The sequence below is a fragment of the Sphingobium sp. L-44 genome, from assembly GCF_056859495.1.
Genome location: NZ_JBSXOQ010000080.1, coordinates 107,770 through 120,454 on the forward strand (window position 1 = coordinate 107,770; position 12,685 = coordinate 120,454).

At 65.6% G+C, this 12,685-nt stretch carries 8 protein-coding genes; 2 read left to right on the forward strand and 6 right to left on the reverse strand.

Going from position 1 to position 12,685, the window contains the following annotated elements; translation table 11 throughout:
* Window positions 1–39 precede the first annotated feature (39 nt).
* Complete coding sequence (locus AC13EK_RS09505) at window positions 40–1,323, reverse strand: hypothetical protein (protein WP_483022180.1); 1,284 nt, start codon at window positions 1,321–1,323, stop codon at window positions 40–42.
* Between the two features lie 109 nt (window positions 1,324–1,432).
* On the opposite strand from AC13EK_RS09505, the gene queF reads away from it, so the two are divergent.
* Complete coding sequence (gene queF, locus AC13EK_RS09510) at window positions 1,433–1,885, forward strand: preQ(1) synthase (protein WP_004210067.1); 453 nt, start codon at window positions 1,433–1,435, stop codon at window positions 1,883–1,885.
* Window positions 1,886–2,136: 251 nt separating this feature from the next.
* Entirely contained in the window at window positions 2,137–4,785 is a 2,649-nt protein-coding gene (locus tag AC13EK_RS09515) for a M1 family metallopeptidase (protein ID WP_069335677.1), read from the forward strand.
* Between the two features lie 118 nt (window positions 4,786–4,903).
* Here AC13EK_RS09515 and AC13EK_RS09520 read toward each other — a convergent pair whose 3' ends face one another.
* The 5 genes from AC13EK_RS09520 to AC13EK_RS09540 form a co-directional block, all read right to left on the reverse strand.
* Window positions 4,904–5,974 (reverse strand): phytase, encoded by a 1,071-nt coding sequence (locus AC13EK_RS09520; RefSeq protein WP_069335464.1) that lies wholly within the window; start codon window positions 5,972–5,974, stop codon window positions 4,904–4,906.
* A gap of 11 nt (window positions 5,975–5,985) precedes the next feature.
* The gene (locus AC13EK_RS09525; RefSeq protein ID WP_069335463.1) at window positions 5,986–7,386 is read right to left on the reverse strand and encodes a purple acid phosphatase family protein; all 1,401 of its coding nucleotides are present in this window, start codon (window positions 7,384–7,386) and stop codon (window positions 5,986–5,988) included.
* Between the two features lie 76 nt (window positions 7,387–7,462).
* Entirely contained in the window at window positions 7,463–10,255 is a 2,793-nt protein-coding gene (locus tag AC13EK_RS09530) for a TonB-dependent receptor (protein ID WP_069335462.1), read from the reverse strand.
* Window positions 10,256–10,387: 132 nt separating this feature from the next.
* Window positions 10,388–10,528: a hypothetical protein gene (locus tag AC13EK_RS09535; RefSeq protein WP_170828610.1), complete on the reverse strand. Its 141-nt coding sequence runs from the start codon at window positions 10,526–10,528 to the stop codon at window positions 10,388–10,390.
* 146 nt (window positions 10,529–10,674) lie between these two features.
* Window positions 10,675–12,639, reverse strand: coding sequence for an OPT family oligopeptide transporter (locus tag AC13EK_RS09540; protein WP_483022170.1), 1,965 nt, complete (start codon window positions 12,637–12,639; stop codon window positions 10,675–10,677).
* Window positions 12,640–12,685 lie beyond the last annotated feature (46 nt).

The following is a 12,685-nucleotide window of genomic DNA, read 5'->3' on the forward strand; positions in this document are numbered from 1 at the left end:
CACTTTAGGAGCGCCTGGCCGGACAGGAAAGGGAAATGCTCAGGCCGGCGGCACTTCGGCGGCGGCGCGGGCGGCCGGCCGGCGAAATTGGCGCGGCCCCTGGTCGAGGCGGAAGGGCGACAGGCGCTCGGCGGGCGGCTCCTGTTCCTGGCCGACGATGAAGGCGCGACCGGTGCGGCCGGTGCCTTCGGGCGCTTCCTCATCCTCGCCCCAGCGATAATGGGCGTCGAAGGCGGCGATCGGCACCAGCAGCGACCGTTCGCCCATCGTCACCGGCACGATCTCGTCCTGGGCCAGGCGCAGCTCGTTGGTCATGCGCACGGTTTCGCCCGGCGCGATCGAGACGATCGAATGCAGCGGCATGCCGGTTTCGCCACCGAAGAAATGGCGCAGCAACGCATCCTGTTGCGCGCCCGCATTGCCCAATATGCCGCGCACCATGATGTCGCGAGCCGGGCGATCGCCGCGATTGTGGAGCAGCAGCGTATAGCCGATGGTCACGCCGATCAGCGAGGAGCGGGCGAGGCTGATGTCGAGGCCCATCTCGATCCAGGGGCGCTCTTCGGCATCGCTGGCCGGCGCCGGCGCCACAGGCTCGGGGGCTGGTGTTGGCATTGGCGCTGCAGGGGCGGGCGGGGGCGGCGCAACGGGGGCCGGGGCTGGCCGGGGCGCTGCCGGGGCTGGCGCGCTCGCCGGCGCGGCGTCGACGTCCGCTGCCGCACGACGGCGCCGCATCAGCAGGAAGCCGGCGATCACCGCCAGCGCGGCGATGGCGGCGGCGATCCAGGGCCAGCTCAGACCCTGCGCTTCGGCGTCCGGTGCGGGTTCGGCAGTGGTGACGCTGTTGTCGGCCGTGACCGGCTCGGGCGCGGGCAGCGCGGCTGGCGGCGGCGTTTCCACCGCGTTGGCGGCATTGTCCGGTTCCGCCACAGCGGGCGCCGGGCTGGGCTGCGCTGGCGTGGCGTCGCGCGCGGCCGGGCGTTCGGTGGGGGCTGACGAGGGCGCGTTGCGCGGCGTTTCGGTTGGCGTCGGCGCTGGCGTGGGGGCCGGGCGCTGCGGTGCGGGGGCAGGCGTGGGCGTGCGCTGGGTCGGCGCCGGCGTCACCGTGGGCGCGACGATCGGCGGCAGCGACGGAGTGGGCGTCGGGGTCGGCGTTACCGTGCCCCGGAACACGTCCAGTTCCGGACCCTGACGGCGCGGATCATCGGCCGGCGGCGGCGGCGCGGCGCGCTGCAGATTGACGACCGGATCGCTGCCGGTGGCTTGCTGTGCCAGCGCGGGCGTGACTGCCAGCAGCGGCAGGGCGGAAAGGAACAGACGCATAGACCCCATGGCCCTGCCAAGGCAGAAATTTTGCTGAACGCCAGATGAACGGATGGCCTTGCGCGCCGGACCGATGACAAATTGCGTGTAATCGACTACATGCGCCCTCATGACCGATACCCCGCTCCATCTCGGCCGCGCCAGCACCCTGCCGCAGCGGCCCGAGGACGCCGTCCTCGACTATGTCCCCAATCCCCGTCCGGGCAAGCCCTATCTGGTGCGCTTCACGGCGCCGGAATTCACCTCGCTCTGCCCGGTGACCGGGCAGCCCGACTTCGCCCATCTGGTGATCGACTATGCGCCCGGCGCGACGATCGTCGAATCCAAGGCGCTCAAGCTGTTCCTGGGCAGCTTCCGCAACCATGCCGGCTTCCACGAGGATTGCACCGTCGGCATCGGCGAGCGGCTGTTCACCGAAATGCAGCCGATCTGGCTGCGCATCGGCGGTTACTGGTATCCGCGCGGCGGCATCCCGATCGACGTCTTCTGGCAGTCGGGCGAACCGCCCGCCGGCCTGTGGCTGCCGCCGCAGGACGTGCCGGGCTATCGCGGCCGCGGCTGAACCATACGGCCGTTCGTTTCGAGCTTGTCGAGAAACAGAGGCGCTTGTCGCTTCTCGACTGGGCTCGAAGCGAACGGAAAAGGGCGCTGGCTGGCCTTCTTGTTGGACGAACGCGCAACAGGCTTCGACCAACGACATTCTCTTGCGGATAGTTCACTTGACCCTCCGCGGGAAAGGGCCGATCCGGTTTGCATGTTGCGCGTGACTATGTCTCATTGCGCCATCCAAGCCGTATCGGAGTTCCTTCCCCCATGCCCTTGTCGAAAATCCTGCCGTTCCTGATGGCGGCCGCGCCGCTGGCGATCGCCGCGCCCGCGCTGGCCCAGACCGCGCCTGCCGGCCCCGCCGCCGGTGTCACCACCCAGCTGCCCCGTGGCGCCGCGCCTAGCCATTATGCGATCGAAGTGACGCCCGATGCGGCGAACCTCAAATTCACCGGCAAGGTGACGATCGACGTCACTGTCGCCACGGCCATGCCGGCTCTGGTGCTCAACGCGGCCGACCTGACCGTCTCCAGCGTCACGCTGACCCCGGCCAAGGGCAAGGCGATCACCGGTACGGCGAAGGTCGATGCCGATGCCCAGACCGTCAGCCTCGACTTCGGCAAGCCGGTCCAGCCGGGCAGCTACAAGCTGACGATGGTCTATGCCGGCATCATCAACCAACAGGCGAACGGCCTGTTCGCGCTCGACTATACCGACAATGAAGGCGCCGCGAAGCGCGCGCTCTTCACCCAGTTCGAGGCACCCGACGCCCGCCGTTTCGTGCCGAGCTTCGACGAGCCGAGCTACAAGGCGACCTTTGACCTCAGCGCCGTGGTCCCGGCGGACCAGCTGGCGGTCGGCAACATGCCGGTCAAGACGAGCAAGGACATTGGCGGCGGCAAGAAGCTGGTGACCTTCGGCACCAGCCCCAAAATGTCCTCCTACCTGCTTTTCTTCGGCCTGGGCGAACTGGACCGCGCGACCAAGATGGCGGGCAATACCGAAGTCGGCGTCATCACCGGCCGGGGCAATACCGGCAAGGCGCAGCTGGCGCTCGACGCATCGGCGGCGATCCTGCCTTATTATAACGATTATTTCGGCGTGCCCTTCCCGCTGCCCAAGCTCGACAATGTCGCGGGTCCGGGCCAGAGCCAGTTCTTCAGCGCGATGGAGAATTGGGGCGCGATCTTCACCTTCGAACGTACCCTGCTGGTCGATCCGCGCTTCACCTCGGAAGAGACCAAGCGCGCCATCTATGAAGTGGCCGCGCATGAAATGGCGCACCAGTGGTTCGGCGATCTCGTCACCATGGCCTGGTGGGACGATCTCTGGCTGAACGAAGGTTTTGCGAGCTGGATGGCGACCAAGGTCACTGACAAGCTGAACCCGGAATGGGAAGCGCTGCTGTCGCGCGTCGATGGCCGCGAGCGGGCGATGAGCCTCGACGCGCTCAAGACCACCCACCCGGTCGTGCAGAAGATCACCACCGTCGATCAGGTGAACCAGGCGTTTGACGCCATCACCTATCAGAAGGGCGAAGCGGTCATCACCATGCTCGAAGGCTATGCCGGCGAGGATGCGTGGAAGGCGGGCATCCAGTCCTATATGAAGAGCCACGCCTATGGGAACACCGTCACCGACGATCTTTGGAAGGCGGTCGAGGGCGCGGGTGCCAAGGGCCTGGTCAGCATTGCGCATGATTTCACCAGCCAGCCGGGCATCCCGCTGGTCAAGGTGGAGAGCGCCCAGTGCCAGGGTGGCAACACCATCCTGACGCTGAGCCAGGGCGAGTTTAGCCGCGACGCCAAGGACAAGGCGCCGCTCAAGTGGAATGTGCCGGTGAAGGCGCAGGTGCAGGGCGGCGAGGCGCAGCGCCTGATCCTGCAGGGCAATGGCCAGATCACGCTGCCGGGCTGCGGCGCCTATGTCATCAATGCGGGCCAGACCGGCTATTATCGCTCGCTCTATCCGGCCGCCAATATCCAGGCACTGGCCAAGGGCTTCAGCCAGCTGTCCAGCATGGACCAGACCGGCCTGATGGCGGACAATTTCCAGCTGGCGCTGGGCGGATACCAGCCGATCGGCCTGGCGCTCGACCTGGTCGACGCGGTGCCGGTCAATGGCAGCCCGGCCGTGCTGGCCGAAGTGCCCGGCTATTTGAAGAGCAGCTATGACATGCTGGAGGGCGACGCCGCCGCCCAGGCGAAGGTCGCGGCCTATGCCTCGGCCAAGCTGACCCCGGCGCTGACGGCCATCGGCTATGATGCCAAGGCCGGCGAAGGGCCGCAGGTGCCGGTGCTGCGCACCAGCCTGGTCGCGACGCTGGGCAGCATGGGCGATAAGGGCGTGGTGGCCGAGGCCAACCGCCGCTTCGCCGCGCTGGCGACCAACCCGGCCGCGCTCGACGGGCCGCTGCGCAATGTCTGGCTGGGCATCATCGCCCAGAATGCCGACCAGGCGACCTGGGACAAGCTGCGCGTGATGGCCAAGGGCGCGCAGAGCGACCTGGAGAAGAGCACGCTCTACGCGCTGCTCGGCAAGGCGAAGGACGAGAAGCTGGGCCAGCAGGCCTTGGATCTCGCCCTGACCGACGAGCCGGGCAAGACCACCAGCGCCGCGATCATCGGCCAGGTGGGCGTCGCCCATCCGATGCTGGCGGTCGACTATGTGCTGGCGCACAAGGCGCAATATGAGGCGCTGATCGACGTGTCGGCCCGCAGCCAGGCGCTGGCCCGTCTGGGCGGCGGATCGGCCGACCCGGCGATGGTGACCAAGCTCGACGCCTATGCGACCCAATATCTGACGCCGGAATCGCGCAAGGTGGTCGATCGCTCGATCGCCGCGATCAAGACCCGGATCGAGACGCGCAGCCGCCTGAAGGCGCCGACCGCGGCCTGGTTCGCGGCGAAGAAATAAGGCTTGCCTCCCCTCCCTTCCAGGGAGGGGTCGGGGGGTGGGTGGCGAGCGAAGCGAGCCTCCTTCGGAGGCTACCCACCCCTAACCCCTCCCTTGAAAGGGAGGGGGACAAGGCTGCTTATCGGGGCAGGCCGAATGCCTTGGCAATGTCATCCCAGGCGACCAGCTTGAAATTCTGCGCTGCCGCCGCGTTATGGCCATCCTGCGCAATGAAAAGCCCGCCGGGATAGGCCGGGCCGAAATCGCCCAGCATCAGTTCGATGCCGTCGGTTTCCTCCGACCCGCCGATCGCGCCGTCGACGACGCGGAAGCGACCGACATAGCTGTCGTCGGACAGGCGATAGGCGACATAGGCATTGTCACCCTGGCTGGAGACGAGGACATAGCCGTCCTTCTCGCCAATCGCGGCGATGGCGACGCCTTCGGCATCCATCACCAGATTCTTGCCATCCGCCGACGCGATCTTCGTGGGCGTGGTGGAGCCGGTCGCGCGCGCGTCGAAGCGCCACAGGCCGACATCTTCCTCCGCGACATAGAGGATGCCGGTGCGGTCATCCACGGCGCAACCTTCCGATTGGGTGCCAAGCTTCATGCTGCGGACGATCCTGCCGGCGGGCGTCGTGCCGGAGACGTCGATCGCGACCTGATTGATCGTCCCGTCTTTCAGCACGATGAAGGCGTAGGTCGCCTCCGGTGCCTTGTACAGGCAGATGCCATAGGCCTCGCCCTTGCCGGCATCGACCTTGCCCAGGGCTGTCAACTTCGCCGTCACGCTGTCGAGGCGGAACAGGGCGAGCTTGGAGTTCGCCACATCGTTGCGGTCCGAGGCCACGACCAGGATTCCGGTCTGGCCATTGATCGCCACGCCATCGCGCAGATCGACATTGTTGACCCGGCCGGCGTCCAGGAAATCGCGCGTCTTGCCGTCCAGGCCATAGACATAGAGGCCGGCCTTCTTGTCGGTGCCGACGATCAGGCTCGCGGCCGGGTTGGCGGCATTGCGCCAGATCGCCGGATCATCCGCCGCGTCGGCATTGGGCGTGCCGACCGGCGTGGTTTCGCCGCGTGCCGTGACATTCACGGCCGGCGTGGCGTTGGCGATGCGCGTTGCGACCGGCACTTCCGTCTCGGCGGTGGTGCAGGCGGCCAGCGCGAGCAGGCTGGTGAGCGACAGGACGAAGGGCTTCATCACGATATTCCTCATTTGCCGCGCGCGACGCATTTGCCGCCATCGGGGCCGATAGTGCCGGTACAGGTGCGCACCGCGATGGTGGGTTCGCTGGTGTCGGTCAGGTGATTGCCATCCGCGCCCTTTGTGAGGTCGAAACCGTCATAGAGCTTGCCCGACGCGGTATAGGTGCGGAATTTCAGGCGATCGCCGTCCACGTCCACGACCTGATAGAGTTCGGTCGCCTCCGCCGTCTTGTCCGGCTGGGTGCGGGCACGGTCATTGAGGCCATACATCTTGGAGCCGGTGACCGAGACGAGATAGACCGGCCCCTGGATCGCGCCATTCTTGCGTGCCTGTGCCGACGCCTCGCGCCCCGCTTCGGAGGTCAGGCGGCTGTAGCAATGGTCATGGCCCTGCAGCACCAGATCGACCTTGCGCTTGTCGAACACCGGCTTCCACGCGGCCTTGACCTCGGACGTGTCCTGCGGCCGGGCACAGGTGAAGACGGGCTGGTGGAACAGCACGACATTCCATTTCGCCTTGCTGGACGCCAGGGTGGCGTCGAGCCATGCGGTCTGCTGCGCCATGGTGCCGAGGTCGATTGCCGACGTGCCGTCCAGCACGATGAAGCGCACCCCCTGATAATCGATAAAATAGGTGGTCTTGAGGCCCGGCACGCCATTGTCGGGCAGCGCGAATTGCAGCGGGAAATAGGGGCCGAGCGTGCGGCTCTCGCTGCCGTCGGGCTTCACCACATCGACATATTCATGATTGCCGGTCGCGGGCAGTTGCGGAACGATCGACCAGTTATAGCCGCCGGCCTGGTTGAACTCGCCCCATTCGTCATCATGGTCGAGGTCGTCGCGCTGCGCGGCAAGATCGCCGGCATGGGCGACCAGCTCGATCCCGCCATTGGCATGGAAAGCCTGGCGGATGACGCGGCTGGCATAGGTCAGGATACCGTTCTGGATGTCGCCCAGATAGAGGAAGCGGAACGGCCTGGCCTGCGCCGCCGCCGTGCGGAATTGTAGCCACTCGCTCCAGCCCGCGCTGCCCTTCAGCCGATAGGCATAGACGGTATCAGGCGTCAGATTGTCGAAGCGGATCTGGTGATAGAGGGCCGGGCCATTGGCGCTGTCCTTGGCCGTGCCGGCGGGACCGGTCACGGTCCTTGCCTTCTCCTCCAGTGTCGGGCCGTCGACGGAGATGGCGATCTGCGCTTCGCTGGCGGTCTGGGCGGCATCGGTGCGCCAGGCGACGGCCATGCCGCGCGACGGATCGGCGGCGGGCGTCAGCATGATCCGATCGGGCAGGGTGCGTGCCGCATAGGGCGTGCCGGCGGAGCGGGGCACGGGCGGGCTGGCGGCGGTCTGGGCGGAGAGCGGCGCGGCGCTCGCCATCAGCAACATGGTCAGGAACAGTCGGGACATGGGCGTCCTTTCCGGGAAAACGGGACTTGCCGGCCGCGCAAGGGCGCGACCGGCAAGCAGGGGACATCGAACGGGATCAGAAGCTGGCGGTAATGCCGAACTTCGCGGTCCAGTTATATTCCTCATATTGCAGCAGGCGCTTGGCGCCGGCATAGTTCTGATAGGCGAAATAGGGCTCGTTGGTGGCGTTGATCCACTCGGCAAAGACCCGGACGCCCGGTGCGACGCGATATTTTGCGCTCAGGTCGAGCTGGAAATGATCGTCGACATAGCGGTCATCCTCGGCCTTGCCGCCCAGCTCATCCAGATATTTGTCACGATAGGTGCCCGCGGCGCGCAGCGAGATCGGCCCCTTTTCGTAGCCCAGGACGATGTTGAACGTGTTCTTCGACGAAGCCGCCAGCGGCACCTTGCGCGGATCGGCGATGTCGCCGTCGGTCAGCACCGTGCCCTTGGCATCGGTATAGGTGTAGTTGGCGTTCAGCAGCAGGCCGTCGAAAGGCGCCGGCAGGAAGCTGAAGACCTGGCTATAGGACAGTTCGAAGCCCTTGATCTTGGCCGTGTCGCCATTGATGTAGGTCGTCAGCTGGTTGTAGTCGACGCCATAGATGGTGCCCGCTTCCTCGATCGTCTGTTCTACGACGAAGTCCTTGATCGACTTCCAGAAGAAGCCGCCGGTCAGCGCCGCGTTGGTGCCGAAATACCATTCGGCCGACGCGTCGATGTTCCAGGCGCTATAGGGCTTGAGGTTCGGGTTGCCGAGCGTCGCCTCGCCATCTTCGTTGATGTCGAAGCGCGGTGCCAGGTTGGACAGTTTCGGACGGACCAGGCTCTTGTAGCCGCCGAAGCGGAAGACCAGGTTGGTGACAGGCTCGTAGCGGACCGTCAGGCTGGGCAGCCAGTTGGTATAGTTGCGCACGAAGCGGGTCGGCGTGATCGTGATATCCTCGACCTCGTCGCCGGTCGCCAGCGTCTGGAAGGCGCGAATGTCGTTGCGGGTCTGCTCCATGCGCACACCGGCAATGACGCGTAGCGTGTCGCTGTCCCAGCGACCCATCAGGTAGCTGGCGAGGATGTCTTCGGTCACCGAATAGTCGGACGTGGTCGAGTTGAGCAGCGTGTCGAACTCGTTCAGCTCGAAATTGGCCTGATTGTCATAGAAGAAATTGGTCGGGCCGGTATGGCTTGCCTGCGGCAGAATGTCCTGAATGCGGTAGGTCTGGCCGCCGAGCACGTCGGCCAGCGTATAATCGCCGTCATAGCCGTCATAGACATCCGACTGGAGATTATAGCTCTTCTTGCGCCAGCGCGCCTTCATGCCGGTCTGGACGGTGAAGGTGCCGCCATCGGTGGCGAAGGCACGGCTGATGTCGCCCTTGATCGTATATTCGCGATCCTTCGAGTCCGACAACGTGGTGCGTTCCAGCTCGTCAAACTCATAGTTGGAGGCATCATAGAAGGCGTCGGTATTACCGGTGACCGTGTAGCGCGGCTTCATGGGATTCGAATAGTCGAAGCCGACATTCACGCCATTTTCTTCGAAATCCGCCTGGAAGCGGGTCGGGTCGATCGAGCCATTTTCGCGCTCGCTGGCTTCCGACCAGCTACCCGAATAGGTCAGCTTCCAGGGACCGGTATTGGTTTCACCGCCCAGGGTCAGAGACTTGATACGCTGCTTTTCGAAACGGTCCTTCATCCGGCGACGGACGCGGATGCGGTCGTCCTCATCGGAGAATTGCGCGCTGGTTGCGTCGCCCGATTCCGGTTCGCCGCTCATCTGGAAAATGATGTCGCCGCGATATTCCTGATCTTCGAACTGGCTGTAGAGGCCGCGCGCGTAGAGCTTGGTGGTGTCGGTCGCCAGCCAGTCGAGGCTGAGCGAGCCGCCCAGGCGCTTACGCTGCACGTCATAGTCGCGATACTGGAGCTCCTCGGCATAGGCGATGCCATCGTCCGTCTGGTTCCAGTCGGCCGCCTCGATATTGTCGCTCTCGAACTTGCGCTTGTAATAGCTGAAGCCGCCGGCGATGCCGAAGCGGTCGGTGATGCGGGTCGAGAAGTCGACGCTGCCCTTGGGCGTCAGCGCGTCGGCATAGTCGTTATAGCTGCCTTCCAGCTTGACCGAATAGAGATCCTTCTTGCGGTCGAAGGCGCTGGTGGTCTGGATTTCGATCGAGGCACCGATAGTGTCGCCGTCCATGTCCGGGGTCAGCGACTTCTTGATCTCGATCGATTCGATCAGTTCCGAAGGGATGACGTCCAGCGCGACCGAGCGGACATCGCTTTCCGGCGCCGGCACGCGGGTGCCGTTGATCGACGCGGCGTTGAGTTCGGGGTCGAGGCCGCGAACCGACACGAAGCGGCCTTCGCCCTGGTCGTTCAGGATGTTGACGCCGGGCAGGCGGCGGATCGATTCTGCGACATTCTGGTCGGGGAACTGGCCGATCGCGTCGCGGGTCAGGACGCTTTCGACACCGTCGGCCGCGCGCTGGCGCGACAGCGTCGACGCCTGGTTGGCGACCTGGCCGACGACGATGATCGACGCGTCGACGTTCGAACCGATGCGAATGTCGGCATCGACGTCACCGGTGGCGGGCACGACGACGGTGGTGCGCACCGGATCAGCGCCGGTGTAGCGGGCTTCGATCGTGTAGGTGCCCGGTGCAACGTCGGGGAAGCGGTAGGAACCGTCACGGCCGGCTTCGGCGATACGACCATTTTCGACGATGCGCAGCTGGGTCGACTGCAGCGCGCGGGTGCCGGTGCCGTCGGACACGGTGCCGCTGATGGTGCCGGCCAGGGCGGCGACGGGCATGGCGGTGGCAAGGATGATCGCGGCGCGGCTCGCGCCACGGAACAAGGTCTTCATGGTGAATGCTCCCCTTCGGTTGGGGAGGCCATTGGCGATGAGTCCTTACGGCTTCATGGCAGTATGATTGCAATTAAAAGTCTGAAAAATGTAACTTATGTGACGTGATGCAGGGGCCACATTATGGGGCGCTCAGTCGCGCCGCCGGCCGCTGCGCCGGGATAGGCCGCCACGATGGTGCAGCTGGCCGCCTTTTTCCAGCCGAGCCATATGGTCGATGAAAAAGACGGCGCCGATACACAAGATGATGGCAATCAGGAATTCGGGCGGCATGTGGGCTCTCCAGCCTTTGGGTGATGCTGGAGAATTAAACCGCCGGGCATAGGGTTTCGAGCCGCAGGCCGGCCCATATCCATTCTATTATCGTAGGATTTTGAAGGATGGGGCGACCTTTGCGTTGGTGCCCCATCCTGATCCCGTCAGGCGAGCGGCGCGGTCGCCCAGTGGCGCAGCCGTGCATAAAGGGCGGCGATCACGCCGGCGAAGATCAGCACCGACAGCGGCACCGCCCAATGGCTTTCGCCGACCAGCGCCAGCGGCGCGTCGCTGTCGGTCGAGGCGACGATGCCGGCAAAGGCGACGCCGAACAGGCTTTCGCCGACGATGAAGCCGGTCGCCATTAGCACGCCCATGCGCTCGGCAAATTCCGGGTTCGCCTGGCGCAGCGACCAGCGATTGTAGAAATGGCCGATCACCGCACCGACCGGGATCAGCAGTGTCAGCGCCATCGGCAGATAGATGCCCATGCCGACCGCGAGCGGGGGCAGGCGCATCTTGCCGGTCTTGCCGAGCAGTTCGTCGAGCGCGACCACGACCACGCCGATGCCGGCGCCAAAGCCGATCAGGCCCCAGTCGAGGTCGCCGCCCAGCACGCCCTTGGCGAGCGCGGAAATGAGCGCAGCCTGCGGCGCGGGCAGGGCGGTCGCCTTGGCACCGGGCGCGCCGGCAAAGCCGAAGGCGCTGTTCAGGAGGTCGAGCACCGGCGGGATCACCAGCGCGCCGAACAGCACGCCCAGCACCAGCGCGATCTGCTGCTTCCACGGCGTCGCGCCGACCAGCTGGCCGGTCTTGAGGTCCTGGAGGTTATCGTTGGAAATGGTGGCAACGCCGAACACGATCGCGGTGGTGAACAGGGCATAGGCGATCAGCGCCTGGCTCTGTTCGGGATGGCCCGAGCCGTAGATGGCGGCGAGGATCAGCGACGCACCCAGCACCGCGAGGATGCCCACGCCCGAGATCGGGCTGTTCGACGCGCCGATAAGACCCGCCATATAGCCGCAGACCGACGCGATGACGATGCCGGCGACCAGGATATAGGCCAGCGTCAGGCCGATGATCGGCACCGGATTGGCGGCGATCGGCCCGCCCTGGGCAAAGATCCACAGCAAGACGGCGATCGGTACCAGCGAGGCGAGGATGGTGCCAAAGACGATGCCGATCGGCAAATCGCGTTCGGTGATGTCCAGCGTGCCGGCGTCGCCCGACTTGCGGACCTTGGCGGCGTTGAGGGCGGAGCGGATGCCGCTGATGATCGGGCCGAGGATCTTGAGCAGGGTCCAGATCGCGGCAATGCCGATCGTGCCGGCGCCGATGAAGCGGGCCTTCATGCGGAAGGTGGTGCCGACCAGGTCGGCCAGATCCGCGCCGGCGGGCAGCGGGCTGGTGAGATAGGGGACGATGCCGACCCAGCTGATGAGCAGGCCGACGAACATGGCGGCGCCGACGGAGATGCCGACCAGATGGCCGACGCCGATCAGCGCCATCGCGAAGCTGGTCGAGACCGAGCTGGCGCCCGCGCCCAGCTTGAAGAAGGTGGCGGCTTCTTCCGCCAGGATCTTGGTCTTGGCGATGATCGAGAAGCCGGCGGCGGCGATCGAACTCATGACGATGGCGGCCAGGCCGCGCTTATTCTCTTCCAGGCCCTCGCGCGAACCGGCGCCGACTTTCAGCACTTCGGCGGCGGCGACACCCTCGGGATAGGGCAGGTCCGATCCGGTGACGAGCGCGCGGCGCAGCGGCACCGAATACATGACGCCCAATATGCCGCCCAGCGCGATGGTGCAGGCCGACAGCCAATAGGGGAAGCCCTGCCACCAGCCGATGATGACCAGGCCCGGCAGCACGAAGATGATCGCCGACAGCGTGCCGGCGGCCGATGCGATGGTCTGGACGATGTTGTTTTCCAGGATCGTGCCGGTCGCGAACAGGCGCAGCACCGCCATGGAGATGACGGCGGCGGGGATCGAGGTGGCGAAGGTGAGGCCGATCTTGAGGCCCAGATAGACGTTCGCGGCGGTGAACAGCAGGGTGATGAGCGCGCCCAATATGACGCCGCGTAGCGTCAGCTCCGCCATCGGCACGGCCTTGGCCGAATCGGTTGTCACTGCTCTTTTCCCTTCGCCAGTCGATCGATCAAGCGGCTGGTAATAA

Excerpts from the sequence above, each read along its gene's own strand:
- AC13EK_RS09505 (WP_483022180.1), bottom strand. The coding sequence starts at position 1,323 with ATGCGTCTGTTCCTTTCCGCCCTGCCGCTGCTGGCAGTCACGCCCGCG.
- queF (WP_004210067.1), top strand. The coding sequence starts at position 1,433 with ATGACCGATACCCCGCTCCATCTCGGCCGCGCCAGCACCCTGCCGCAG.
- AC13EK_RS09515 (WP_069335677.1), top strand. The coding sequence starts at position 2,137 with ATGCCCTTGTCGAAAATCCTGCCGTTCCTGATGGCGGCCGCGCCGCTG.
- AC13EK_RS09520 (WP_069335464.1), bottom strand. The coding sequence starts at position 5,974 with ATGAAGCCCTTCGTCCTGTCGCTCACCAGCCTGCTCGCGCTGGCCGCC.
- AC13EK_RS09525 (WP_069335463.1), bottom strand. The coding sequence starts at position 7,386 with ATGTCCCGACTGTTCCTGACCATGTTGCTGATGGCGAGCGCCGCGCCG.
- AC13EK_RS09530 (WP_069335462.1), bottom strand. The coding sequence starts at position 10,255 with ATGAAGACCTTGTTCCGTGGCGCGAGCCGCGCCGCGATCATCCTTGCC.
- AC13EK_RS09535 (WP_170828610.1), bottom strand. The coding sequence starts at position 10,528 with ATGCCGCCCGAATTCCTGATTGCCATCATCTTGTGTATCGGCGCCGTC.